The sequence below is a fragment of the Vibrio aquimaris genome, assembly GCF_009363415.1.
Taxonomy (GTDB): domain Bacteria; phylum Pseudomonadota; class Gammaproteobacteria; order Enterobacterales; family Vibrionaceae; genus Vibrio; species Vibrio aquimaris.
Map to the genome: position 1 here is coordinate 2,515,172 of NZ_CP045350.1, position 26,813 is coordinate 2,541,984.

Annotated in this window: 26 protein-coding genes and 1 other RNA gene; 4 read left to right on the forward strand and 23 right to left on the reverse strand. The window is 43.4% G+C overall.

The features are described 5' to 3' along the window. Positions 1 to 175 precede the first annotated feature (175 nt). From lpxC to rsmI, 16 genes are all read right to left on the reverse strand, one after another. A complete protein-coding gene (lpxC, locus tag FIV01_RS11630; RefSeq protein ID WP_152431148.1) occupies positions 176 to 1,093 on the reverse strand; it encodes a UDP-3-O-acyl-N-acetylglucosamine deacetylase in 918 nt (305 codons plus the stop codon). Positions 1,094 to 1,243: 150 nt separating this feature from the next. Further along, complete coding sequence (ftsZ, locus tag FIV01_RS11635) at positions 1,244 to 2,479, reverse strand: cell division protein FtsZ (protein WP_152431149.1); 1,236 nt, start codon at positions 2,477 to 2,479, stop codon at positions 1,244 to 1,246. Between the two features lie 29 nt (positions 2,480 to 2,508). After that, positions 2,509 to 3,771, reverse strand: coding sequence for a cell division protein FtsA (gene ftsA / locus FIV01_RS11640; RefSeq protein ID WP_114785125.1), 1,263 nt, complete (start codon positions 3,769 to 3,771; stop codon positions 2,509 to 2,511). Beyond that, on the reverse strand, positions 3,755 to 4,564 hold the full coding sequence (locus tag FIV01_RS11645) for a cell division protein FtsQ/DivIB (protein WP_152431150.1): 810 nt from the start codon (positions 4,562 to 4,564) through the stop codon (positions 3,755 to 3,757). The genes ftsA and FIV01_RS11645 overlap by 17 nt, the downstream gene beginning before the upstream one ends. Positions 4,565 to 4,724: 160 nt before the next feature. After that, a complete protein-coding gene (murC, locus tag FIV01_RS11650; RefSeq protein ID WP_152431151.1) occupies positions 4,725 to 6,188 on the reverse strand; it encodes a UDP-N-acetylmuramate--L-alanine ligase in 1,464 nt (487 codons plus the stop codon). Between the two features lie 11 nt (positions 6,189 to 6,199). Next, positions 6,200 to 7,261, reverse strand: a complete 1,062-nt coding sequence (murG, locus tag FIV01_RS11655; RefSeq protein ID WP_152431725.1) for an undecaprenyldiphospho-muramoylpentapeptide beta-N-acetylglucosaminyltransferase — start codon at positions 7,259 to 7,261, stop codon at positions 6,200 to 6,202. Further along, positions 7,248 to 8,447, reverse strand: coding sequence for a cell division protein FtsW (gene ftsW, locus FIV01_RS11660; protein WP_152431152.1), 1,200 nt, complete (start codon positions 8,445 to 8,447; stop codon positions 7,248 to 7,250). Before ftsW ends, murG begins: the two co-directional genes overlap by 14 nt. Before the next feature lie 14 nt (positions 8,448 to 8,461). After that, on the reverse strand, positions 8,462 to 9,787 hold the full coding sequence (gene murD, locus FIV01_RS11665; protein ID WP_152431153.1) for a UDP-N-acetylmuramoyl-L-alanine--D-glutamate ligase: 1,326 nt from the start codon (positions 9,785 to 9,787) through the stop codon (positions 8,462 to 8,464). 5 nt (positions 9,788 to 9,792) lie between these two features. Next, complete coding sequence (gene mraY / locus FIV01_RS11670) at positions 9,793 to 10,875, reverse strand: phospho-N-acetylmuramoyl-pentapeptide-transferase (RefSeq protein ID WP_152431154.1); 1,083 nt, start codon at positions 10,873 to 10,875, stop codon at positions 9,793 to 9,795. Beyond that, entirely contained in the window at positions 10,872 to 12,230 is a 1,359-nt protein-coding gene (locus FIV01_RS11675; RefSeq protein WP_152431155.1) for a UDP-N-acetylmuramoyl-tripeptide--D-alanyl-D-alanine ligase, read from the reverse strand. Before FIV01_RS11675 ends, mraY begins: the two co-directional genes overlap by 4 nt. Next, entirely contained in the window at positions 12,227 to 13,711 is a 1,485-nt protein-coding gene (gene murE / locus FIV01_RS11680; RefSeq protein ID WP_152431156.1) for a UDP-N-acetylmuramoyl-L-alanyl-D-glutamate--2,6-diaminopimelate ligase, read from the reverse strand. Before murE ends, FIV01_RS11675 begins: the two co-directional genes overlap by 4 nt. Positions 13,712 to 13,720: 9 nt before the next feature. After that, positions 13,721 to 15,481 carry a penicillin-binding transpeptidase domain-containing protein gene (locus tag FIV01_RS11685; RefSeq protein WP_152431157.1) on the reverse strand — a complete coding sequence of 587 codons (1,761 nt, stop codon included), beginning with the start codon at positions 15,479 to 15,481 and terminating at the stop codon, positions 13,721 to 13,723. Then, entirely contained in the window at positions 15,478 to 15,795 is a 318-nt protein-coding gene (gene ftsL / locus FIV01_RS11690) for a cell division protein FtsL (RefSeq protein ID WP_114785109.1), read from the reverse strand. Before ftsL ends, FIV01_RS11685 begins: the two co-directional genes overlap by 4 nt. A gap of 6 nt (positions 15,796 to 15,801) precedes the next feature. Then, positions 15,802 to 16,752 (reverse strand): 16S rRNA (cytosine(1402)-N(4))-methyltransferase RsmH, encoded by a 951-nt coding sequence (gene rsmH / locus FIV01_RS11695; protein WP_152431158.1) that lies wholly within the window; start codon positions 16,750 to 16,752, stop codon positions 15,802 to 15,804. 185 nt (positions 16,753 to 16,937) lie between these two features. After that, positions 16,938 to 17,332, reverse strand: an RNA gene (rnpB, locus tag FIV01_RS11700) — RNase P RNA component class A. A gap of 120 nt (positions 17,333 to 17,452) precedes the next feature. Then, entirely contained in the window at positions 17,453 to 18,316 is an 864-nt protein-coding gene (rsmI, locus tag FIV01_RS11705) for a 16S rRNA (cytidine(1402)-2'-O)-methyltransferase (RefSeq protein WP_152431159.1), read from the reverse strand. Positions 18,317 to 18,379: 63 nt separating this feature from the next. On the opposite strand from rsmI, the gene FIV01_RS11710 reads away from it, so the two are divergent. Genes FIV01_RS11710 through FIV01_RS11725 form a run of 4 tightly spaced genes read left to right on the forward strand, consistent with a single transcriptional unit; the run spans position 18,380 to position 21,713 of the window. Further along, a complete protein-coding gene (locus FIV01_RS11710) occupies positions 18,380 to 20,194 on the forward strand; it encodes a penicillin-binding protein activator (RefSeq protein ID WP_152431160.1) in 1,815 nt (604 codons plus the stop codon). Next, entirely contained in the window at positions 20,178 to 20,546 is a 369-nt protein-coding gene (locus FIV01_RS11715; RefSeq protein WP_152431161.1) for a YraN family protein, read from the forward strand. Before FIV01_RS11710 ends, FIV01_RS11715 begins: the two co-directional genes overlap by 17 nt. A 3-nt stretch (positions 20,547 to 20,549) precedes the next feature. Further along, complete coding sequence (locus tag FIV01_RS11720; protein WP_152431162.1) at positions 20,550 to 21,140, forward strand: phosphoheptose isomerase; 591 nt, start codon at positions 20,550 to 20,552, stop codon at positions 21,138 to 21,140. A 3-nt stretch (positions 21,141 to 21,143) separates the two neighbouring features. Beyond that, positions 21,144 to 21,713 (forward strand): BON domain-containing protein, encoded by a 570-nt coding sequence (locus FIV01_RS11725; RefSeq protein ID WP_152431163.1) that lies wholly within the window; start codon positions 21,144 to 21,146, stop codon positions 21,711 to 21,713. A 27-nt stretch (positions 21,714 to 21,740) separates the two neighbouring features. Here the strand turns inward: FIV01_RS11725 and sspB are convergent, their stop codons facing one another. The 7 genes from sspB to rplM form a co-directional block, all read right to left on the reverse strand. Next, positions 21,741 to 22,235, reverse strand: coding sequence for a ClpXP protease specificity-enhancing factor (gene sspB, locus FIV01_RS11730; protein ID WP_152431164.1), 495 nt, complete (start codon positions 22,233 to 22,235; stop codon positions 21,741 to 21,743). Between the two features lie 13 nt (positions 22,236 to 22,248). Beyond that, positions 22,249 to 22,884, reverse strand: a complete 636-nt coding sequence (sspA, locus tag FIV01_RS11735) for a stringent starvation protein SspA (protein WP_152431165.1) — start codon at positions 22,882 to 22,884, stop codon at positions 22,249 to 22,251. Between the two features lie 96 nt (positions 22,885 to 22,980). Next, entirely contained in the window at positions 22,981 to 23,718 is a 738-nt protein-coding gene (locus tag FIV01_RS11740; RefSeq protein ID WP_152431166.1) for a cytochrome c1, read from the reverse strand. Then, a complete protein-coding gene (locus FIV01_RS11745; protein WP_152431726.1) occupies positions 23,715 to 24,980 on the reverse strand; it encodes a cytochrome b in 1,266 nt (421 codons plus the stop codon). The genes FIV01_RS11740 and FIV01_RS11745 overlap by 4 nt, the downstream gene beginning before the upstream one ends. Continuing rightward, the gene (gene petA / locus FIV01_RS11750) at positions 24,980 to 25,573 is read right to left on the reverse strand and encodes a ubiquinol-cytochrome c reductase iron-sulfur subunit (protein WP_152431167.1); all 594 of its coding nucleotides are present in this window, start codon (positions 25,571 to 25,573) and stop codon (positions 24,980 to 24,982) included. The genes FIV01_RS11745 and petA overlap by 1 nt, the downstream gene beginning before the upstream one ends. Positions 25,574 to 25,894: 321 nt before the next feature. Further along, the gene (gene rpsI / locus FIV01_RS11755) at positions 25,895 to 26,287 is read right to left on the reverse strand and encodes a 30S ribosomal protein S9 (protein ID WP_114785086.1); all 393 of its coding nucleotides are present in this window, start codon (positions 26,285 to 26,287) and stop codon (positions 25,895 to 25,897) included. Positions 26,288 to 26,302: 15 nt separating this feature from the next. Further along, positions 26,303 to 26,731 (reverse strand): 50S ribosomal protein L13, encoded by a 429-nt coding sequence (gene rplM / locus FIV01_RS11760; RefSeq protein WP_114785084.1) that lies wholly within the window; start codon positions 26,729 to 26,731, stop codon positions 26,303 to 26,305. Between the last annotated feature and the right edge of the window lie 82 nt (positions 26,732 to 26,813).

Consider the following 26,813-nt stretch of genomic DNA (forward strand, 5'->3'; position numbering starts at 1 on the left):
TTACCATCAAGGACCAATAACAAGGTGATTTGTTTGAAGCATTCTTTATTTTCAGTGATTATATGACGGATGTTTGGCCGCTTTAAGAGCCAACTTGCTTCAATAAGGCAGTATTTTGCCGCTACTATAAACAAAAAAACCAGGCAGATTGCCTGGTTTCTAAATACAAGAATTTTTACACAGTTAATGCGTTAGCGCTTGCAAAAGCAACAGGAGATGTGGCTTCTTCTTCAAACGTTACCCACTCCCAAGCTTCTTGATCAGCAAGCACTGATCGCAGCAGCTGGTTATTCAATCCATGACCAGATTTGAATGCACGGAATTCACCAATAATTGGGTGTCCACACATGTATAAATCACCGATAGCATCAAGCACCTTGTGAGTAACAAACTCATTGTCAAAACGCAGGCCTTCTTCATTTAAAATGCGATACTCATCCAGCACGATTGCACAATCGAAACTACCACCGAGACACAAATTCTGTGACTGCAAGTATTCTATATCACGCATGAAGCCAAAAGTTCGGGCCCTAGATATGTCTTTGATAAAACCTTGCGATGAGAAATCAAACAGAAGGTGCTGCTCATCAGATTCTATTGCTGGATGGCTGAATTCAATCTCGAAGTCCATACGAAAACCGTTATAAGGTACGAACTCAGCCCACTTATCACCATCTTCAAAACGCACTGGTTTTTTAATACGAATAAAATGCTTTGCTACGTTTTGCTCTTCAATGCCAGCTTGTTGAAGTAAAAATACAAATGGACTTGCGCTGCCATCCATAATCGGAATTTCAGGAGCGTCGACCTCAACAATAATGTTATCGATCCCCATCCCCGCGAGCGCTGCATTTAAGTGTTCAACTGTTGAAATACGCACACCTTCATCATTGACTAATGCTGTACAAAGCATAGTGTCACGAACAGATTGAGCATCAACAGGAAAATCAACAGGTGGATTCACATCCGTTCGACGATAAATAACGCCAGTGTTTGCAGCCGCTGGGCGAAGAGTTAATGTGACTTTACGACCGGAGTGTAAGCCCACACCAGTTGTTTTCACTATTTCTTTCAGAGTACGTTGTCTGATCATCTGCTTGCCTCAGTACAAATTGCTACAAAACCCGGTTGATAAGCAATATCAACCGCGAATCGTACCATAATTTTGAACGGTGTCAAATTATGTTTAGTTCATAATTTTGAACACTGTCAAATTATAATTTTGAACAGTGTCAAATTATGCTTAGTCAGCCTGACGACGAAGGAATGCTGGAATATCCAGATATCCTGTGTCCTTGTCGGCTTTAGGTGCAGCACTTTGTTGGCCAGCACCTGCGCTTGAAGGAGCAGAACTTGTCGGCTGAGGAGTTGCCTGAGGTTTCTCTTGCAAACTTGATGCCGCTTTTTCTTCTACTTTATCAACAGCTGGCTGTTGAGCTGGAGTAACTGGTTGAGCTTGTTGCTGAACAACGGGAGACGCTTTTGCCTTCCCTCCAGCGACTAATGTGATATCAGGTTTTTTTTCTGTACCTATACCTGTAGCAACAACAGTAACACGAATTTCATCAGCCATATCAGGATCTAACGAAGTACCAATAACAACTGTAGCATTATCTGACGCAAATGCCTTAACTGTGTTACCAACCGTTTCAAACTCATCCAGACGCATATCAAGACCAGCTGTAATATTCACTAGAACACCACGAGCACCAGCGAGATCTATATCTTCTAGAAGCGGGCTTGAGATTGCCATCTCAGCAGCTTCCTCAGCACGATCCTCACCTTTAGCCACACCACTTCCCATCATTGCATGACCCATTTCCGACATCACAGTGCGAACATCCGCAAAGTCGACGTTTATCATGCCCGGACGAGTAATAAGCTCTGCGATACCTTGTACTGCATTCTTAAGTACGTCATTCGCACTAGCAAAAGCTTCTAGTAAAGTAATACCACGCCCTAACACTTTCAGCAGTTTCTCATTTGGAATCGTTATCAAGCTATCGACTTGCTTCGATAGTTCTTCAATTCCTTGTTCTGCAAAAGCTAAACGCTTCTTACCTTCGAAGCTAAATGGCTTAGTCACAACAGCTACTGTCAAAATTCCCAGCTCTTTTGCAACTTCTGCAATCACTGGGGCAGCACCTGTTCCTGTTCCACCGCCCATACCAGCTGCGATAAATACCATATCGGCACCATCGAGCTCTTCTTTAATTCTATCGCGATCTTCGAGAGCTGCATCACGCCCTACCTGAGGGTTTGCACCCGCTCCAAGACCTTTTGTAATATCACCACCAATTTGGATAACGCTGTTAACGCTTGTTTTACGAAGCGCCTGCGCATCGGTATTAATGCTAATGAATTCCACGCCTTCGATGGACTCACGTACCATGTGCTCAACGGCATTACCGCCGCCGCCACCAACTCCAACGACCTTAATGACAGCGTCATCAGACATTTCCATCATCGGTTCAAACATGTGTTATCTCCGTTTATCCTGTACTCAGGTTAAAATTCTTTTTGTATCCAATTACGCAAACGACCAAATAATGTCGTTACAGACTGGCGCTTCGGCTCAGTATACTCTGTATCATCATTAATTTGGCTATCTCTTGCATAATGAAGTAAACCCACTGCCGTTGAATGATACGGCTCTTTTACATAATCTGTTAAGCCACTCACTTGGAGAGGCTTTCCAACTCTTACTTGATTGCGGAATACACGTTCAGCACATTCAACTAATCCCTCAATCTGCGCAGCTCCACCCGTCAAAACTACGCCTGCTGCAAGATGATGTTTTATCCCATCTTCTCGCAGTTTTTCCTGAATCGTATCTATTGTTTGATTGACCAACCCCATCAATTCAGTATAACGAGGCTCCACAACCTCAGACAAAGTCTGTCTCTGTAAACTACGTGAAGGTCTTCCTCCAACACTAGGAACATTGACGGTATCATCTTTACTTACCAGTTCACTGAGGGCACAACCGTACTTGACTTTAATCTCTTCAGCATCGCTGACTGGTGTGCCAAATGCAAAGGCAATGTCACTCGTAACCGCATTGCCAGCATAAGAAAATACCTCAGTATGCCTCAGTGCTCCGCCAGTCCATATAGAAACATCCATGGTGCCAGCACCAATATCAACAACACACACGCCGAGTTCACGTTCATCTTCAGTTATCACTGCGGTACTCGCAGCTAAACCAGAATAGACTAAGTGTTCAACTCTTAATCCACAGCGCTCGACAGCTTTGATGATATTCCTTGCCATGTCATTGTGACATGAGATCAAATGAACGCTGACTTCCATTCTTACTCCTGATAACCCTAGCGGATTTTTTATCCCCTCTTGGTAATCAATAGTAAATTCTTGAGGAATTACATGAAGAATGCGCTGTTCGTCACCTATTTTGATAGATTTAGCAGTATGAATCGCTCGATCCATATCTTCTTGAGAAACCTCTTCATCAGAAATGGTTCCCATACCCTTTTCTATTCGGCTAGCAATATGTCGACCCGATATCGAGATAAACACATTACTGATTTGACATTCAGCCATGAGCTCGGCTTGGTCAACAGCACGTTGGACAGACTTGACAACAGACTCCAGATCATTAACCCCGCCTTTATCCATCCCACGAGACGGGCTGCTGCCTGCACCAATGATATTTATCTGACCATCAGGCAATACTTCTCCAACCAGAGCTGATACGGTTGCAGTGCCTATATCAAGACCAACAATAATGTTGTCATCAGCGGTCTTTGTCATCTGAGCTCTCTTGTTCTATCTCTTGTCCGGGAAACCAACCTACGGAAGCTCCCGTATCATACCTGAGGTCAATATAGCTGACTCTCTGTGAATCGCTACCTAAGTTTTTGTATAATGAAAGGAATCTTTCAACCCTCTCATGTAAATATTCTTTACCTAGCTCAAGCCTAATACCATTATCCAGAATTATCTGCCAAGCTCGGCGATCGTTGAGCAATAAAGACGAAATATTGAGATTTAAAGCCGCAAATTTGGGACTTACTTCTCGCCACACTTCTAATACTTCTTTACTACTATCCAAAGGGCCATATAGCCTGACACGATCACCAGTTAATTTATCGATATCACCATTGAAAACATTACCCTGCCGATTAAGAAGCTCAGTCCCATTCCAAATAGCCACTGCAACATACTCGGTTAAGAACACTTTAATCGTATCTGGCCACTGCTTTCTTATTGAAGCATGCGCAACCCAAGGAATATCTTCCACCGTTTCTTGCAAAACTTTGACATCTTGTGACATAAAAGTCCCCACATGCGGCAAAGTTGCAAAGGCGCGTTGCACGTCTCGGGGTGATACGTACTTAAGGTCCCCTTCCAATATAATATTCGACAAAGGCAGACGCTTTTCATCCCACATCCAAGATACCGTAGAGTATAGAATCGAGCTAATCGACAGCACCACGAATAATAAAAACAACCCACCAAGGCTATGTTTTTTTGCTAGTGGATACTTGGTTAAATGACGTTTTTGTGTGCTCGTACTCTCAACCAAGGCAATTGCCTCCGTCATTCAATCCTAACCCTATCAATTACCTGTGTGTCATAAGAAGGTAAAGTACTGACTTTAACCTTCGAATTATACTGGCGTCATCTAAAGTATCAAACACAGAAATTGAGAAATAACACTTTAATTCTATTATTTGTCTCAAAAAATAGAATTTTCATTTTTTTCAATCGCCAGCGGTCATTTTGTCTAAGTTTAATTCAAGTGTTGCAAGCTGCTTCGCCACTTTGCCAATATCACCAGCTCCTTGAGTTAACACTAAGTCACCATCTTGCAAAACATTCACCAAAACTGAAGGTAAAACACTGATATCAGGAATAAAAATAGGGTCCAACTTTCCTCGACTACGAATGGTGCGGCACAGTGAACGGCCATCGGCACCTGATATAGGCTTCTCACCTGCGGAGTAGACATCCAACATAATCAACACATCAACTTGTTCAAGAACATTAGCAAAATCATCGTATAAGTCTCGTGTTCGGCTGTAACGGTGAGGCTGGAAAACCATGACCAAACGCTTATCCTGCCACCCATTACGAGCAGCTTGGATTGTGACATCAACTTCCGTCGGATGATGGCCATAATCATCAACTAGCATAACGAGGCCGTTACCCGTTTCAAATTCACCTAAATGTTCAAATCGCCGTCCAGTACCTTGGGTTGAGGCCATTGCGCGCAAAATAGCATCATCCTGAATGTCGTCTTCAGTGGCCACAGCTATTGCGGCCGCCGCATTCAGAGCGTTATGTCGACCAGGAATATTTAGGGTGATCTCCAAATCTGCACGACCATTTCGAACTACTGTGAATTTGCCTTGCTGACCATGCTGATGGTAATTTTCAATACGAACATCGGCTTGTTCGTCGAAGCCATAAGTAATGACTTGTCTGCTAATTCTCGGGATGAGTTCAACTACCACAGGATCATCGATACAAACAATTGCCTGTCCATAAAAAGGTAAATTGTGTAAAAAGTCGATAAAAGTCTGCTTCAGTGTTTCAAAGTCACCACCATAAGTGTCCATATGATCTGACTCAATATTGGTGACGATACTCACCATAGGCTGTAAGTGCAAAAATGAAGCATCACTTTCATCTGCTTCTGCAATTAATATACGACTTGAACCCAAGCGCGCATTAGTACCTGCACTTTTTACCAAACCACCATTAACAAAGGTTGGGTCCAAACCAGCCTCAGAATATATCTGAGTCACTAAAGCTGTTGTTGTCGTTTTACCATGCGTGCCTGCCACTGCGATACCATGACGAAAACGCATCAACTCTGCAAGCATTTCGGCTCGGCGCACGACCGGGATTCGAGCTGCTCTAGCGGCTTTAATTTCAGGATTATCCTCGCTGACAGCCGTCGATACAACCACAACACTAGCCTTTTGAACATTAGACTCATTGTGACCAATAAAGATACATGCTCCTTTCTGAGCTAAGCGATCGGTCACTTGATTATTCGCAAGATCAGAACCAGATATCTGATACCCCTCGTTGAGCAATACCTCAGCGATACCACTCATTCCGGCACCACCTATACCAATAAAGTGAATACACTTTACACGCCGCATTTCTGGCACCATGGATCGAATTTGGGCTAAATTTTGAGTATGTAAAATAGTCATGGAATTTCTCGTTAATTTGTTAGTGCAATGATGGCATTAGCCACTTTATCATCTGCATCTAACCTTGCTACCGAACGCGCACTGTTTGCCATTTCAATCAGTTTATGGCGATCGAGTTGTTGTATTTGCTGAGCGAGTTTATCTACTGTAAGCTCAGGTTGTTCTATCATTTTTGCAGCCCCACATTCTACTAAATGATCAGCATTCAAAGCTTGCTGTCTATCTTTATGCATAAAGGGGACAAAAATAGCCCCCAGACCTGCTGCTGCAACTTCTGATACCGTTAACGCACCAGAACGACAAATAAGTATATCAGCCCAAGCATACGCTTCAGCAACATCTTCAATAAACTCGACTATCTGCGCAGACTCAACTTGAAGACTATGGTACTGAGACTCAACCTCAGCCTTGTTATTTTTTCCTGCTTGATGGCGAACCTCATATCCGACACCTAATTTTGCCATGACTTCAGGCATAGTGCGATTAAGAACTTGTGCTCCTTGACTGCCGCCCATGACTAAAATACGAATATTATCTGTACGTCCACCCATTCGTTGAGAAGGATCTCTAATAGCAACAACGTCCTCTCTAACTGGGTTGCCCACAACTTCAGCATCAGGGAAAGCCCCCGGAAAAGCTTGGAAAACCTTAGCTGCAATCCATGATAGCCAACGATTGGTTAATCCAGCAACGGCATTTTGTTCATGCAAAACAACAGGAATACCCTGAATTCTTGCGGCTACTCCTCCAGGGCCACTAACATAGCCTCCCATGCCCAAAACCACATCTGGCTGCCAAGCTTTGATGTGCTTTCTTGCTTGAAGAACGGCATTAACTATTTGAAAAGGCGCTTGAATCAATTTCAATATACCTTGCCCACGTAAGCCTTTAACCTTAATAAAATCGATTTCTATGCCATGTTTGGGAACCAGTTCAGCTTCCATTCTATCGGCAGTGCCAAGCCAGCGAATATCCCAACCTTGTTGCTGAAGCTTTTTAGCAACAGCTAAACCAGGAAAGACATGTCCACCCGTTCCTCCAGCCATTACCATCAAACGTTTATTTTTTTTCATCATCTGCTATCTTTTTAGGTCTCGGGGTCATCGAACTAATACGACATTCAAAATCAACTCTTAATAATATCGCCACCGCAACTGTCATAATAATTAAACTCGATCCCCCATAGCTAATCAAAGGTAAAGTTAACCCTTTTGTAGGAACCATACCCGCTGCGGCTCCTACATTGACCAAGGTTTGAAACGCAAACCAAATTCCGATGCCGAATGCTAAATAACCACCAAAAAGCACATCATTTTCAAATGCTTTACGCCCTATTAAAATCGCTTTGATGACTAAACTAAAAATCAGCATAAGAACTAAAACAACACCTACAAAGCCTAATTCTTCTGCAAGTACAGCAAAAACAAAATCAGTGTGGGCTTCCGGCAAATATTCCAGTTTTTGAATTGAGTTGCCTAAGCCTTGCCCTAACCATTCCCCTCGACCAAATGCCATTAAGGATTGTGTCAACTGATAGCCACTGCCAAACGGGTCTTCCCATGGGTCAAGAAAAGACGTCACTCGCCTTACTCGATAAGGCTCTAACAATATGAGAGCAACCACAGAAAAAATACCGACTGCCATGAGTGCTAAAAATTGACTTAATTTAGCTCCGGCAATAAATAGCATGCCAAACAAAGTAACCAGCATGACAATAACTGTTCCTAAATCAGGCTGGAGTAAAAGCAAACTAGCCAGGGTACCAAAAATGATGATCGGCTTGATAAATCCACCAAAAAAACTTGAACGAACTTCTTGGTGTTTACGAACAAGATAGCCTGACATAAAGATAAATAATGACAGTTTTGCAAGCTCTGCAGGCTGCAAATTGAACAGACCCAAGGGTATCCAGCGAGAAGCTCCATTGACTGACTTACCCGCCACCAAAACAACGATAAGAAGAAAAACCGATAAACCTAATAGCAGAGAGCCATATTGGGACCATTTACTCAAGGGAACCTGAAGTACTATGCTAGCGGTTACTAACGCAAGCAACAGAAATACAGCATGGCGAAACATAAAGTGAAATGGCTGGTCTGTAAGACGCGTGCTAATTGGAAATGAAGCAGAGGTCACCATCACTAACCCTGTCAGCATTAAGCCTAAAGCTATCCAAACCAGCTGGCGATCATACAATACCTCAGGAGAAGAGGTGGTGATCCAATGTCTAGTGCTTGCTAATAATTCTCTTAGTTGCATATGTGATAGCTTAGTTATGCTAATTGCTTGACTAGCGCCGTAAAGGTTTCGCCGCGTACCATAAAATTTTCAAACTGATCAAAGCTAGCACAGGCAGGGGATAGCATAACCATATCTCCACGTTGCGCTCTACAACTCACCCACTTAATAATATCCGCTAGTGTTGCAAAATACTTTGAATCATGTGTGAGTGACATAAAGCGTCGACCATCTTGGCCAAAACAACATAGCTGAACATCCAAGGGGTTAAGGGCAGACTCAAGCTCTGAAAAGTCAGCGCCTTTACCATCTCCTCCAACGAGTAAATAAAGTTTCCCAGAGAGAGATAAACCGGATAAAGCCGCTAAAGTACTTGCAACATTGGTTGCCTTGGAGTCATTGACCCATTTTACGCCTTGCTTATTAGCTATAAGCTGACACCTGTGAGTAAGCCCAGTATAAGCTTTTAATGCACACAAACCCTTAGCGACATCTACACCAGCTTCGTTTAGCAACGCCAGAACAACGAGAGCATTGGCCATATTGTGTCGACCCACTAAGCTAAGCTCGTCGGCAGCTAATATTGCCAAATCTCGATGACATAAAAACTCTCGCCCATCTACTGATTTGACATGATACTCGGTTTGCCTCTGCAAACTAAACTCGATCAGACGCTTGTCCTGCTGATCAGGAAAGGTTGCGAGAGCGTCAGCATTAACCACACATGCTTGAGCATGGGCAAAAATACGTAGTTTAGCTTGGCGGTATGCCTCCATATCGGAATATCGGTCCATATGATCTTCCGAAAGGTTTAAGAAAGCGCCTGCGACCAAAGAAAGGCTTGAAGTCGTTTCTAATTGGAAGCTAGACAATTCTAAAACATACAGGTCAGCATCTTGGTCAAGTAAGTCCAATGCAGGAACACCTATATTTCCACCAATAGCCGTCTTAACACCTGATGCATTTGCCACAACACCTGCGAGATCAGTCACAGTGCTCTTACCATTTGACCCAGTAATAGCAATCACAGGTTTATCCACTTGCCAAGCAAAAAGCTCAATATCTCCAATGACAGGAATTCCCATACCGATCGCTTGTTGCAGTTGAGGAGTTGATAGCGCAATTCCAGGATTAACAACTATAAGATCTACATCTATCAACCAATTTCGGGGCCAACCACCACAAACTAATTCCACATTTTTCGGCAAAGATTCACAACCTGGTGGCTGCTCTCGAGTATCGATCACCTTGATCCTCAGACTTTTAGGCAGGCTTAACAAATGCCTTACTACCGAAGCCCCTGTCAAACCAAGGCCTACAACGACAACACTCTCAATATTTTGCCAAGGTTTCAAACTCAACTTCCTTAACGTACTTTCAGTGTTGCTAGGCCAACCAGCACAAGCACAATCGACATAATCCAAAACCGTACGATTACACGTGGTTCTGGCCAACCTTTCAGCTCATAGTGATGGTGAATTGGCGCCATACGAAAAATGCGTTGACCTCTGAGTTTATATGAACCGACTTGGAGGATTACAGAGAGCGTTTCCATAACAAACACCCCACCCATAATAACTAGGACAAACTCTTGGCGTACCAATACAGCGATAGTTCCTAAAGCACCACCAAGAGCAAGTGAGCCAACATCTCCCATAAAAACTTGTGCTGGGTAGGTGTTGAACCACAAAAAGCCCAACCCTGCGCCGACCATAGCAGTACATACTACAACCAATTCGGAGGCATGAGGAACATAGGGAATATGGAGATAATTAGCAAAATTCACGTTACCTGTTGCCCATGCAATTGCAGCAAAACCAGCAGAGACAAGCACAGTTGGTAGGATGGCCAATCCATCAAGACCATCCGTTAAGTTAACTGCGTTACTGGTTCCAACAATAACAAAGTAACTCAAAACGATATAGAAGAGCCCAAGCTGCGGCATAACATCTTTGAAAAATGGTACCACAAGCTGAGTAGCGGTTGTCTCTTTTCCATAGGCATACAATGCAAAGGAAACCACCAAAGCGATAGCGGACTGCCAGAAGTATTTCCAACGAGCAATGAGACCATCCGTATCTTTGTTAATAACTTTACGGTAGTCATCGACAAAACCAACAGTCCCATACCCAACCAATACAGCGAGTACAGCCCAAACGTAAGGGTTAGACAAATCAGCCCAAACAAGAACGGTTGTAATAATACTGGTTAAAATCATCAGCCCTCCCATAGTGGGAGTCCCGCGTTTACTGAAGTGAGACTCTGGGCCTTCATCACGAACGACTTGGCCAATTTGCAATGTTTGTAATCGCTTAATAAGACGAGGTCCCATCCACAAAGACAAACCAAGGGCTGTTAATACGCTAACAATGGCTCGAAAAGACAAATATTCAAATAAACGGAAAAATGAAAAGTATGGCTGTAGAAGCTCTGCAAGCCAAATGATCATGTATACATCTCCTTCACAGCAGCAACAATATGATTCATGCCTGCACTATTCGCCCCTTTGACAAGTATTGTCTGGGAACCGTTATGCTGAGCAATGTGCTGCTTTATAAACTCAATCATGCTGTCATGAGTATCAAAGTGCTTACCGTCACATACATCACTAATCGCTATGCTATCTGATCCGTAAGTAAGCACATATTCAAATTTAAATGGGGCCGCATGTTCACCGACTTGGCGATGAAGTGCAAGACTTTCCTCACCTAACTCAGCCATATTGCCTAAAATAAGCCATCGTACACCATTAAAGCTACCTAACAAATCTGCAGCCGCTTTCATAGCAGGTACACTGGCGTTATAACTATCGTCAATCAGTTTAATATTTTCGTTGAGTTCTATACTCTCGACTCGACCTTTAACCATAGACAGAGCTTCCAATCCTGCAGCAATCATTTGTGTTGAAGCTCCCAACTCAATCGATAGCGCAGTGGCCGCTAAAGCATTGGCGACATTATGCTGGCCGATCATTCCCAGCGACACATCAAAACTGGTATCCGGCGTATCAATGGTAAAAGAAGCCATACCATTGATATCCATTGTTAGATTACGTGCTTTATATTGCGCTCTGTTATCAGAGAGTGAGAAAGTCTTTACTGTTTTGTCAGATAAAACTCTGTCCCATAGCGGCCCGCCATTACTATCCAAGTTTACGATAGCAACAGCGCCAGATTTCAACCCTTGGTAAATTTCACCCTTTGCTCTCTTAACCCCTTCCAATGAGCCAAACCCTTCCAGATGTGCTGCAGCCACATTATTGACAAGAGCAATATCAGGGCTGACAAGCTGGGTCGTGTAAGCAATCTCACCGACATGATTAGCCCCTAATTCGATGACAGCAAAATCATCTTCGGGCTGTGAACGCAACAAGGTTAATGGCACTCCGATGTCATTATTAAAATTACCAGCGGTATATAGCACTCTCCCCTCTTGAGACATAATGCTTGCTACCATTTCCTTAACCGTTGTCTTACCACAACTACCCGTGATTGCCACCGTAGGTGTCTGGCAGATCTGATGAACAAATTTACCTAATAAGCCAAGCGCGACTTTGGTATCTTTAACCAATAATTGAGGCACTTTTACATCAGCACAGCGACTAACGAGCAAAGCAGACGCGCCAGAGGAGATTGCTTGAGGAATAAAGTCATGAGCATCAAATCGCTCTCCGATCAAAGCAATAAAAAGAGCATTCTCTTCAATGACTCTAGTATCTGTCGAGATACTATTAACCACGGCATCATCACCGATAAGCTCAGCATCGAGCACCTCAACCAATTGTGACAGAGTTAGAGAGATCATTGTGTTAGCTCCAAAAGTTGTAATGCCGATTCGCGATCTGAATAATGTAGCGTTTTATCATCTATGATCTGGTAATCTTCATGACCTTTACCTGCTAACAAGATAATATCGTCTGCGCAACTGTGCCGCAGAGCATAAGCCAAAGCTTGATAGCGATCGTGTTCCACAGTTGCTTTTGTGGGAAGTGTCATTCCAGCCAGCATATCTTTTACTATCTCTATGGGCGACTCACTTCTAGGGTTATCGTCGGTTAAAATCACTTCATCTGCGAGCGATTCTCCTATCGCGGCCATCATAGGTCGTTTCCCTTTGTCTCTATCTCCGCCGCAACCAAAAATCACCCAAAGCTTGCCATTGCAATGGCGCTTCAGTGCTAGAAGGGCTTTTTCCAATGCGTCAGGAGTATGAGCGTAGTCGACAATAACTTTCGCTTTACTTTCTGCTTGAAATAACTCCATACGACCCAACACTGATTGTAATTGACCAGCACTACCCAGCAGTTGATTCTTTTCTATTCCTAGAGAAAGCAAAGTAGCAAATGCAAGCAGTATGTTACTTGCATTAAACTCTCCAACTAGAGGCACGGTGAAGCAACCCTCGCCAAACTGACCAGAAAAGGTTAATTCAATCCCAGTTGATGCATATTTTATACTGGTAGCATATACACCTTGACCAGATGCTATCAGCGACAGTGATACTGGAATACAAGATTTGATTTCCTTAGCCAATGAGGCGCCAATAGGATCATCGATATTGATAACAGCCCGAGCACAATTATGCTCAGTAAAAAGCGAACGTTTAGCTAACGCATATTGCTCCATGCTGCCATGGTAATCTAAATGATCACGGCTTAGATTGGAGAAGACACCTACCTCGAACTGCTGTGCTTTAACCCGGCCTTGTACTAAACCATGGGACGACACTTCCATAGCTGTATATTTAGCGCCTTGTTGCTCTAGTGCTGATAAAACATCCTGAATTTCTAATGCATGACCAGTCGTATTGGCCGCTGGCTGCAAAGCTTCAAGAAATCCATTACCCGTAGTACCTAGAACCGCGCACTTTTTCCCCGAAAGATCTAGCCACTGGGCGATTAACTGAGTAATCGTCGTTTTACCATTGGTTCCTGTTACCGCAATCAAACGGTTATGCTTTAACGGCATTAATCGGCTTGCAATATGCGACAGGTACTGACTTAGGTTCGAAATATAGATGATAGGTATATTTCTACGCCATTCAATTTTACCATGGCTGTCTAGCTCTTCGGTTTCAGCAATGACTGCGTTTGCTCCTTGACGAATAGCCGAGTCAATAAAATCCCGACCATCAACCACATGACCTTTCACCGCCACAAAGGTGCTCCCGGAACTTACCAGACGACTATCTAGTTCAAGCTTTTTAACAACAATATCTAAGCTGTTTTCAGCCGAAATATCTAGCCAAGGTGATAATAACTCAGTAGCAGTCATGGGTTGGGCCATAGCGTTTCTCTATTTATCTCTTTTAAATCGATTCTCGTCAGGGGCGACATTCAGAATTTGTAACGTGCCTTTAGTGATTTCAGAAAATACTGGACCTGCAACCGAACCTCCGTAATAGTTGTCCCCTTGAGGTTCATTCACAACTACAACAACCGCAATTCTTGGGTTGCTCACAGGTGCAACGCCCGCGGTGTAAGCAAAATATTCATCCCCATAACCGCCTGCAATAGCTTTAATTGATGTTCCTGTTTTGGCTGCCACTCGATAGCCCGGAACCGCTGCTTTCGTTGCAGTACCGCCAGGTTGTGTTACCGTTTCGAGCATATCAAGTACAATATGCGCATTTTCTTCGTTAAGCACTTGGCGTGACAAATCTTGTTGATTACTTTCGATAATGTGGATCGGTTGGTATTTACCGTAATTACCCAAGGTTGCATAAGCATGAGCTAGCTGTAGAGGAGTAATCGCTATACCGTAACCATATGAAAGGGTAGCGATTTCAAATTTTGACCAGCGGCGACGATTAGGAAAAATACCTTGTGTCTCGCCAACAAGATTTAAACCAGATAACTCACCAAAACCGACAGAGCTATACATACCCAATAAAGCCTCAAGAGGCATATCTAGCGCAAGCTTAGCAACTCCAACATTACTCGACTTTTTTAATATCGTAGCCAGGTCGGCTTTACCTACTTTAGAGACATCACGCACCTTCTGACCACCGATCGGCATAATGCCATTGCCGGTATCAATAATTGTATTTTTATCGGCTACTCCATTTTCGAGAGCCGCTAAAACCACAAAAGGTTTCACGGTAGAGCCTGGCTCAAACGCATCGGTAATAGCACGGTTACGCATTTTTGCCGATTGAAGATCGGATCGATTGTTGGGGTTGTATGACGGCGCGTTAACCATGGCTAACACAGCACCCGTTTTAACATCAAGGATAACAGCCGTTGCCGATGTCGCCCTATAATCGGCGACTGCCTGTTTAATAGAGCGATAAGCGATGGCTTGAATTCTCTGGTCTATGGTTAAGTCTAAAGGCTTACCTTGCTCCCTCTCTTCAAGAGAAATATTCTCAACCACTCGACCATATCTATCTTTACGGATGATCCGCTTTCCTGCTTCCCCTGTTAGCCATTTATCATAACTGCGCTCAGCACCTTCCAAACCATGTCCGTCGATTCCTGTTACGCCTACAATATGGGCACTCACTTCGCCTGTGGGATAATAGCGACGGGATTCAGCTTTAAGCCCAACACCCGCGAGTTTTAACTCTCGGATATAGTTAGCCATCGCAGGACTAACTTGACGTTGGAGATAAATAAATCGGCGTGATTTACTGCGGCGAATCTTTTCAATCATTTTCTGACGATCAAGGCCGAGCACGTCAGCCAATGCGTACCAACGATCCATATTGCTAAAGCCATCGCGTTTAAATATGGTCACAGGATCAGCCCACACAGCCTCGACAGGAACACTGACCGCAAGTGGTTCACCATTGCGGTCAGAAATAATGCCACGGGCAGAGTGAATCGTTTTGGCTCGCACTGAACGTAAGTCACCTTGCTGAATCAGATTATCTGGCTCAACAATTTGAATATAAGCAATTCTTGTGATAAGTGCTGAGAATGCAACAAACATGGCCAGTAGCACTAAATAGAAACGCCAACGTATCAGGTTCGGCTGTTCAATATGCCCAGACTTTTTTCCCGATACTTTGTTGGATGTTTTCTTTGCTGAGGAAGGCTCTCTATTTTTACTCATGGTAGGTCGATAACCACCTCTTTATCCGCATCTGGACGCTTCATCTGCAATTCGTCTTTTGCGATTTCTTGAACTCGGCTATGTTCTGCTAATGCCGTTTCTTCGATCAGTAAATTACGCCATTCATTATCTAGACGTTCACGTTCTTGTAAAGCTAAGTCCTTTTCTGTAATCGCTTGACGTGTATGATGTGTCGTGAACACAACCGCCATTGCTGATGCGAATATAAACACAAGGATCAACAAAGGTATTCGACCAATAGTAACAAGGTCCAATACGATGAGCTTAGCCAAATTAGGAACAGGTTTGTCCATGGTTACCTATAGTTTTTCCGCAATTCGAAGCACAGAGCTGCGAGAGCGTGTATTGATATCAATTTCTTGTTTAGAGGGTTTAATCGCCTTGCCGACAGGCGTTAAATTTGCTTTACCAAGTGCACTGATTTGCTCCTCTGTCATTGGGATACCATGAGGCACTTCTGGTCCTTTACTTTCTTTACGGATAAATCGCTTTACCATTCTATCTTCCAATGAGTGGAAGCTGATCACAGATAAACGCCCTTGAGGGGCAAGAATACTGGCGGCCGACTTTAACGCGGTATCAATTTCTTCTAATTCACTATTTATGTAGATTCTAAATGCTTGAAAAGTGCGCGTGGCTGGGTGTTTCTTTTCTTTGAAACTTTTAGGAGCCGCCTCTGAGATGAGCTTTGCTAACTGACTGGTTCTAGTCAAAGGTTCATTATCTTCATTTTCGCGATAGTTAACTATGGCCTTCGCAATACGGCGAGCGTGTTTATCTTCGCCAAACTCACGAATAACCCAAGTTATATCATCCAAGTCAGCTTCTAATAACCACTGAGACACAGGAATACCCGTGGTTGGGTCCATTCTCATATCCAGAGGACCATCTTTCATAAAACTAAAGCCGCGTTCAGCGTCATCGAGTTGAGGGGAAGAAACACCTAAATCAAGTAATACACCATCCACTTTGCCAACTAAACCTCTTTGCTCCGCATAGTCGGCCATCCCAGAGAAAGGACCGTGAATAATAGTAAACCTAGCATCATGAATAGTCTTGGCCTCTTCAATAGCTTGAGGATCACGATCGATACTGAATAAGCGTCCAGAGTCTCCTAATTGACTTAATATCTGACGACTATGGCCGCCTCGACCAAAGGTTCCATCGATGTAAATACCATCGGGCTTAATTGCCAAACCATCGATTGACTCGTGCAGTAGTACGGAAATGTGCTTAAATTCTTCGGTCATTGTATTTGTATCTCACTCTTGCACCAATGCGTTCAAACTAGCCAGTTTACTGATTTGGTCTAGGATCACCACCTATGCTAAATCGTACACGTGATATTGCGCTAAGTTTAGTGCTTACGGCAGTATGTTCGTCAATAAAAAGCAAAAAACCCATCACAACATGAGAGTTATGATGGGTTTCGAATAGGTGGAGCCGACATATAAGCCGGGTTCTGTTCCGCATACGCGGCGGTAGCCATTCGTCTAGGCCAGCAATCGCTCACTGGCTCAAGCAACCTACCCGCCTCCTTACGCGAGCAACGCAATATGGAAGCCTATTTGGTCTTGCTCCGGGTGGAGTTTACCTTGCAACGAACTGTTGCCAGTCGTCCGGTGCGCTCTTACCGCACCCTTTCACCCTTACCTGTACTCTAACGAGCCATCGGCGGTCTTCTCTCTGCTGCACTTGTCGTAGGCTTGCGCCTCCCAGGCGTTACCTGGCACCCTGCTCTATGGAGCCCGGACTTTCCTCCCCTTTATCAGTCTCCCCTACCACATGGATAAAGGACATCAATAAAGCAGCGACTACCCAGTCAACTCCGAGGCGGATTGTATAGACATTAACACTCAGTGTCTAGTGAGATCACAAATATGATGAAATCAAGCGAACAAACGGCGAAAAAACCATCTCAGATTGCCTAAGAGCATTTTATAAGCCCCATTAGTCAAGGTGCTCAAGGCCCCACTTATAAAGCGCATTTTTCTTTAAGTTATATATCTCAGCGGCCAAAGCTGCGGCTTTTTTAAGGGGTAACTCTTTACTTAAAATAGCTAGAGTTCGAGTTGCTTCTTCAGGCAATGAATCATCACTAACTGCTCGATATCCATGAACAAGCAACGCCATTTCCCCTCTTTGCTGGTTCTCATCAGATTTAACCCAATCAACCAGCTTAGCCAAGGGTAATCCCTGAATGGTTTCAAAGGTTTTGGTCAATTCACGAGCGAGAACCACTTCACGTTCAGCCCCTAGGATCTCTAGCATATCGTGAAGAGAATCGAGTATTCTATGTGGCGATTCATAGAAAATACAGGTACGCTCAGCTTTAGCAATCTCAAGAAACTTATCTTTTCGTCCTTTGCTCTTAGCGGGTAAGAAGCCTTCAAAGCTAAAACGATCGGAAGGTAAACCAGATGCACTTAAAGCGGTGACAACCGCGCATGCACCAGGCAGCGGTACAACTTTAACGCCAGCCTGACGACACTTTGTCACCAAATGGTATCCTGGATCGCTAATTAATGGGGTACCAGCATCAGAAACCAGTGCAATAGAGTATCCAGCTAACAGTTTTTCAACTAAAACTTGCGCTTTTTGTTGCTCATTATGATCATGCAAAGCAAAGGTTTTCGTCGAAATACCAAAGTGGGATAACAACTTGCCAGTATGGCGAGTATCTTCAGCAGCGATAAGATCAACATTGGTTAATGTATCAAGAGCCCGTTGAGTGATATCACCTAAATTGCCAATTGGCGTCGGGACAATGTAAAGAGTTGGAACCTCAGTTGGTAAGGTTTTTTTATCTGTCATTTGTTTACCATCACTTCAACGATTAATATAGACAAAATTTTGTACGGAAATAGTTAATAACTCATGGCTATGAATAACCACAAGAGACGCAGTGTAACACGCATATTGACTCCTGTAGCCCTTGCTGTCATTTTGACAGCTTGTTCTACAGCCCCATCTAAGCAAACAAACGTTGATATCACCCTTTCTCCAAATCAATCAACGAGAACTTACCTTATGCGGGCTGACAGCAGTCAAGGCAATATTCAAAATGACTGGCTAATCATGGCACTGAAAGCTGCAATAAAATCCAACGATTACACTCAAAGTGATTTACTCATCCGTCGCTTAGCTAGACAAGATCTTTCTCACATGCAACAAGCAGAGTTGCAACTAGCACATACAGAATTATTAATTAAACAAGCTCAGTATGATGAAGCCTTGAATAACTTAAACTTCGATGCTTCGTGGAAGTTAGCAGACGTTCAATGGCAAGCCTATCATCAAGTGAGAGCCCAATTATTCAACAAGCAGGCCAATTACTTTGAAGCCACTAGGGAGCTGATCGCCTCAGCTAAATACGCACAACCTTCACAACAAAAAGGTATCTCTCAAAGTATTTGGGACAATTTGAGTCAGTATAACCAATATCAGATCACAGAGTTTACTGCTAACCGTGATGAAGAAGTTTTAGATGGTTGGTTGCAATTATCTATCTACACAAAAACCTTATCTGCTAATCTTTCTCAGATGAAGAATACCCTTGAAAAGTGGCTCGAAGAAAACCCTAATCACCCTGCCGCGCTATATACACCATCAGGAATTATTGATCTTCTCAACCTAGAAGTCACTAAGCCTGTAAACACTGCTCTACTACTCCCACTATCAGGGAAATTTTCTAAACAGGCACAACTTATCCGTGATGGCTTCATTCTGGAAATGATGAACGACACTCAGCGTGATGAAAACGCCAGTCTGACTATTATTGACACCAACAACACTACAGTTGAGCAGCTAGAACAAACCCTGGTAGAGAAACGTATCGACTTCGTGGTAGGGCCACTAATAAAAAGCAATATAGACAAGCTCACCCAAGCACAGTCTGGTTTCTCACAACCCTTACCGACACTCGCACTCAACATTCCCGATAGCTTGGAAAACGGGAATAATACTTGTTACCTTGCGCTTTCTCCTGAGCAAGAGGTTTCTCAGGCAGCAAAACATTTATATTCACAAGGTTACCGCTACCCACTGATCTTGGCACCTAAAGGAAGCCTAGGTACGCGCGTTGTCGAAGCCTTTGAGCAAGAGTGGAAAAAGCATAGTAATAATCACGTTGCGGTTAATTTGTTCGGAGATAAACGCCAACTTCAAAAAGACATCAACAAAGTATTTGGTTTGCAGGAAAGCCAGCAGCACATCGCACAAATGGAATCACTGCTGAACATCCCTCTCAAAACACAGCCACGTAGTAGGCGTGATATAGATGCCGTCTATATTGTTGCTGGGAATGCTGAACTGACCTTAATCAAACCTTTTATTGAAGTAGCAGTTAACCCGGACACTATTCCACCTAAGCTATTTTCGAATTCACGCAGTAACAACGGACGTCAACAGTATGAGGATTTGTCAGGAGTAATGTATAGCGATATACCATTGCTTGTTCAGCCTAATGAGTCACTTGAAGCGCAAATGGAGCTACTTTGGCCCAAAGACTCTAATTCAGAAAAACGTTTACAAGCTCTTGGTATGGACGCTTATTTATTGATGGAGCAACTTCCACAAATGAAAGTAGTCGAAGGCTATACATTGCAAGGAAATACAGGATTGCTAAGTCTCAGCTCAGACTGCGTCGTACAGCGTGAGATCAGTTGGGCTGAATATGGGCAAGTTGAATAAACGACAAAGTGGTGAACATTACGAAGCTTTGGCTGAGCGGTTTCTGATTGGCAAAGGGCTAACTAGTATCGAAAAGAACTTCCATGTAAAGGGAGGTGAGCTCGATCTAATCATGCAAGATGGCGCTAGTATAGTGTTTGTTGAAGTGCGCTATCGCTCAAGCCAATATTTTGGTCATGCTGCAGAAACCGTGAACCAGAGTAAAGTGCTCAAACTCATCAAAGCAGCCAATGTATGGTTGATGAAACAGGGTAAATCAGTTCATACTACTGACTTTCGATTTGATCTTATAGCCATTCACCAACACGGCCAACAAATCGAATGGATAAAAAACGCAATAACTCAAGGATAATCAATGCTAGACAGCATTAAAGATAGCTTTACAGAAAGTATTCAGATTCAAATTGCAGCGGCAGAGGCATTACCTGATGCCATCACTCACGCTGCACAAGCAATGGTTGCTAGCTTACTCAATGGCAATAAAATATTATGCTGTGGCAATGGAGGATCTTCTTCCAATGCTCAACAGTTTGTATCATGTCTACTCAACCAATTTGAAACTGAGCGCCCTAGCTTGCCTGCCATGGCTCTAACAGCAGATAATACCACACTAACAGCCGTTGCTAACGACTACCACTACGAAGAAATTTTCTCTAAACAAGTCCGAGCATTTGGTCAGGCAGGTGATATTCTTTTGGCAATATCAACCAGCGGTAATAGCAAGAATATCATCAAAGCTATGGAAGCTGCCGTAACTCGCGATATGACTATCATTGCATTTACTGGTAAAGATGGCGGTGAAATGGCAGGTCTATTGGGCGATAACGATGTCGAAATTAGGATTCCATCTCACAGAACAGCCAGAATTCACGAAGTGCATATGGTGACACTTCACTGCTTGTGCGATCTTATCGATCAAGTTCTATTTCCGGCTCACGATGAGTAACTCATGAAATATTTAAGCACATTACTTATAAGCTGCGCTCTATTCGGCACTACAGGTTGTGCTGGTCTTTTTGTTGCTGGTGCAGCAACTACGGCAAACATAGTCACAGATACGCGTACCACACAAGAAATTTGGGATGACAACAATATCGAATTTGAGGTTGCTGGCATAGCGAATAAGGCACCTTTTGTACATCAGGTGAGAATTTCAGCCAGCTCCTACGAAGGCACTGTTGTTTTAATCGGCCAAGCAAGTAACTCTGAACTTCTTGATAACTTCATTTCTAAAGCTCAAAAGATAAAAGGTGTAGAACAAATCCACAATCAAGTTCGGGTCAAAGCACCTCTATCTATTGGCCAAATTAGTCATGACAGCTGGATAACCACTAAAGTCAAATCCGCCTTGCTCACCAATGAAAAGCTTAATGGCGTAAAAGTAAAAGTGATTACTGAAGATAAAGAAGTCTTTTTACTTGGCTATCTGACACCAGAACAAGCGGATATTGCCGTCGATGTTGCCCGAAATGTCTCGGGCGTAAAGCAAGTAATCAAAGCATTTAAAACCAGCAACTAATAAAAAAGCAGCTCAAGCTGCTTTTTATTACTTTACTACTCGAAGACTTGGACGCCCTTTAGGCCTAGGCGGCTCATCATCAGGCGTCGGATCATCATCAGTGACCTCTGTTGCCAATGAAAGGCCAGAACTTTCAGCATCATGTTCTTCTGCAGATGATAAATCATCATCAAGCCCTATCCGTTCTTCGTCGTAAGCATCTTCTGGTTCGAACATAGTCCCAGCACCGTTTTCACGCGCATATATAGCCTGAACTGCATAAAGAGGTACAATTACGCTATGAGGGCGACCAGAAAAACGAGCGTTAAAGATGATAGCTTCATTACCTAACTCTAGATTGCCTACCGCTCGAGGAGCAATATTCAAAATAATTTGTCCATCTTGAATAAATTCCTCTGGTACACGGACTCCCGGTAAGGTGGCAGCAACCACCAGATGAGGGGTTAAGTCATTATCAACTAGCCAATCATAGAATGCTCTCAGCATATATGGCCGACGTGGCGTCATGTTTGCGATGTCCATTTTGCTCCCTAAATTAGCGACTCAGGCGCATTTCGCGCTCAGCCTCTGTTAGAGATGCTAAGAATGAATCACGTTCAAATACACGATTCATATAAACTTTCAATTCTTTTGAGCCGGGGCCGACAAGATCAATACCTAATTGAGGCAAACGCCACAGTAGAGGAGCAAGATAGCAGTCAATCAAACTAAATTCTTCACTCATAAAGTATTCAAACTCGGCAAAAACTGGACCCAATGTTAGTAAATCGTTACGCAACTTATTGCGTGCGCTCTCGGCTTCATCAGCATTACCATTGGCAATTTTTTCTGCCAAGGTGTACCAATTTTTTTCAATACGGTAAATCATCAAACGACTGTTTCCTCTCGCTACGGGGTAAACAGGCATCAAGGGTGGATGAGGGAATCGCTCATCTAAGTATTCCATAATGATTTTTGAGTCGTATAGCGCCAGCTCACGATCAACTAGAGTGGGTACTGATTTATAAGGGTTAAGTTCAATCAACTCAGAAGGAAGGTTTACTTCATCAACTAATTCAACTTCAACACTTACACCTTTTTCAGCCAGGACGATACGGACCTGATGGCTATACATATCAGATGCACTTGAAAATAGAGTCATCACAGAACGTTTATTGGCAGCTACAGCCATGGAGCCCTCCAGCACACATACAGATATAAAAATAATGGAGGCTATGCCTCCATTATCAACAATAAAATTTGGAATTAGCACCGCATATTAGCACAATTAATGGACATCGCGCCAATATTCTTTCTTAAGCAAGACAACAACTATAGTGAAAATAACTAAGAAAGCCATTACCCACCAACCTAAAGCATGGCGTTCTAATTTAACCGGATCGCCCGAGTATTCGAGGAAGTTAACGAGATCACGAACTGCATCATCGTATTCCTCTTGGTTTAGTTCCCCTTTGCCATTACTTTCGGTGCCTACAACCACTTTATGCTCTTGGCCATCGATAACCTTAGTTTCATAAATGGGGCTAGGAATGCCCTGAAGCTCTTCTAGTACATGAGGCATACCCACACTAGGAAAAACGATGTTATTCACACCAAACGGCCTAGAAGGGTCCTCATAGAACGAACGAAGATATGTATATAACCAATCTACACCGCGCACACGAGCAACTAAAGTGAGATCAGGAGGCGTCGCACCAAACCATTTGGCAGCAGCCTTATCTGGGATGGCGTTTTCCATCAGGTCGCCAACTTTAGCATTAGGATCAAAAATCAAATTTTCTTTGAGTAATTCGACTGGAATACCTATATCTCTTGCGACACGTTCATATCGTTGATACTGAGACGAGTGGCAACCAAAACAGTAGTTCATAAACAACTTGGCGCCATTTTGTAACGAAGCTTGGTCACTCAAATCATTATTCGCTTCATCCAAAGGCACGTTCGCTCCTGCTGCCATTGCCAGAGAGGGCAGCATTGCAAATAAAGTTACAATCCATTTTTTCATTTGAAGTTCACCCTTTCTGGTAGTGGCTTAGTTGCCTCATTCTTACTGTAGAAATACAGCAGAACGAAGAACATAAAGTAAGCTACGCTAAAGATCTGCGCTAGCAACGTGTATGTCGGTGTCGCTGGAAGCGCACCAAGCACACCCAAAGCAATGAAGCTGATCGTGAATTGGATGATATTGAACAAATGGAACTTACTGCGATAACGATATGAACGTACTCGACAACGGTCCAACCAGGGTAGAACAAATAGAACAACTATCGATGCACCCATAGCGATAACCCCTAGCAGTTTATCTGGAACCGCACGTAAGATGGCATAAAAAGGTGTAAAGTACCAAACTGGCGCAATATGCTCTGGTGTTTTCAGAGGGTTAGCAGCTTCAAAGTTAGGTGGCTCTAAGAAATAGCCCCCCATTTCAGGATTGAAGAACAACACATAACAGAACAGGAATAAGAATCCAGCGATTCCAATTAAGTCTTTCACTGTGCCATATGGATGAAAAGGTATGCTATCAATGATGTCATATTTCTTCACATAATCATCATGGAATTTGAACTGGGTTTTATAGTCATCACCCATGGCGCCTTTTGGCAACTTAGTTTCAATACCATCAGGATTATTCGAGCCTACTTCATGTAACGCTAGAACATGCAAAACAATAAGAAGCAACAACACAATCGGCAGAGCAATCACATGCAGTGCGAAGAAACGGTTTAGCGTTGCACCAGAAATAACATAGTCACCACGAATCCAAAGCGTCAGATCGTCGCCAATCACAGGAATCGCGCCAAACAAAGAAATGATTACCTGAGCTCCCCAATACGACATCTGCCCCCAAGGTAATAGATATCCCATAAAGGCTTCTGCCATCAATACAAGGAAGATCAACATACCAAAGATCCACAGCAGTTCACGTGGTTTTTGGTAGGAGCCATAGATCAAACCACGGAACATATGCAGGTAAACAACCACAAAGAACGCAGAGGCACCCGTTGAATGCATGTAGCGTAGTAACCATCCATAATCAACATCACGCATGATGTATTCAATAGAGGCAAATGCACCATCGCCCGATGGCTCATAGTTCATCGTTAACCAGATACCTGTCAAAATTTGGTTGACCAGAACCAACATTGCCAATGAACCAAATAGATACCAGAAGTTAAAGTTTTTTGGCATCGGGTATTCAGAGAGGTGCTTTTTATACGCATTCATCGCTGGTATGCGTTTTTCCACCCAATCAAGTAGAGCTTGCATCATGCTTCTCCTTCTTCATCAACACCGATAATAATTCTGGTATCCGTGAGATACATATGTTTTGGAACAACAAGATTCAAAGGCGCTGGCACCCCTTGGAAAACACGTCCAGCCATATCAAATTTAGAGCCATGACATGGACAAAAGAACCCTGATTTCACACCTTGGACTTGTTCACTAAAAGTGTCAGGTAAATAAGTTGGTGAACAGCCTAAGTGCGTACATATGCCCACTGCGACAAAGTACTCAGGTTTAATGGAGCGATAAGCATTCTGTGCATAACCGGGCTGTTGCTCTTCCCCTGAAGATGGGTCACGAAGTTGGCCATCAATATTTTTTAGCCCATCGACAACAGACTGCGCTCGGCGGACAACCCAAACTGGCTTACCACGCCACTCAACGCGAACCATTTGTCCTTCTTCAAGCTTACCGATTTCAACTTCGACAGGGGCACCCGCAGCTTTTGCTTTCTCACTTGGGTTCCAAGATTTAATAAAAGGAACGGCGACAGCAGCAGCTCCGAGCCCCCCTACAACGGCAGTTGTAGCGGTCAAGAAACGTCTGCGACCGTTATTTAAAGGCGCATTGCTCATCCAAACATTCTCCCAGTTGCTCCTTTTGGATTATTATTATTCCTATTACAGAGCATGGCTAAAAAATACGAATCTAGTTGTATGTATTTGACGGCAAATGATAATTAAAACCCTACTTTTTGACAAGATAAAGGTACCTTTTTGCAACAAGCGTCAAGTAAATAGCCCGTTCGCTCACAAAAGAAAGATTAGCAGAAAATATATTATTAAGACGGATATAAAGAGAGGTATTTACGGATAGAAAACAAAAAGCCTGACAAAAAGCCAGGCTTTGGATACCAAGTTCCGATAAATGTACCGGAAATAACCTTTGAAGAAAGATTAACGCTTGGAGAACTGTGGACGACGACGTGCTTTACGTAGACCAACTTTCTTACGCTCAACACAACGAGCATCACGAGTTACGTAACCCGCTGCACGTAGAGTTGGACGTAGAGACTCATCGTACTCCATTAGAGCGCGAGTGATACCGTGACGGATAGCACCTGCTTGACCAGAAATACCGCCACCTTTAACAGTAACATATAGATCTAGCTTTTCAGTAAGTTCAACGAGCTCTAGAGGTTGCTTAACAACCATACGAGAAGTTGGACGACCGAAGTACTCATCAAGACCACGCTTGTTGATTACGATGTTGCCGCTGCCTGGTTTGATGAAAACACGTGCAGCTGAGCTTTTGCGACGGCCAGTGCCGTAGTATTGATTCTCTGCCATTTTCGAAATCCCCGATTAGATGTCTAGTACTTGTGGTTGTTGAGCAACATGGTTGTGCTCAGCACCAGCGTAAACTTTCAGCTTACGGTACATAGCACGGCCTAGAGGACCACGTGGTAGCATACCTTTAACTGCTAGCTCAAGCGCCATCTCTGGCTTACGATCAATAAGCTTCTCAAAGCTGATTGACTTAAGACCACCAGGGAACTCAGTGTGGCGATGGTAAATCTTACCTTTAGCCTTGTTACCAGTTACGGTAACTTTCTCCGCATTCACAACGATGATGTAATCACCAGTGTCAACGTGTGGAGTGTATTCAGCTTTATGTTTGCCACGTAGGCGAGATGCAATTTCACTTGCTAGACGACCAAGAGTTTTACCTTCAGCGTCTACAACGTACCAGTCGCGTTTTACAGTTTCTGGTTTAGCAACGAAAGTTTTCATGCTAATAATAACCCGTTAATTAAAATTTACACTTAAGGAGCATTGCTCCCACTGACTAAGAGCCCAGTCATCACCCCTTCGA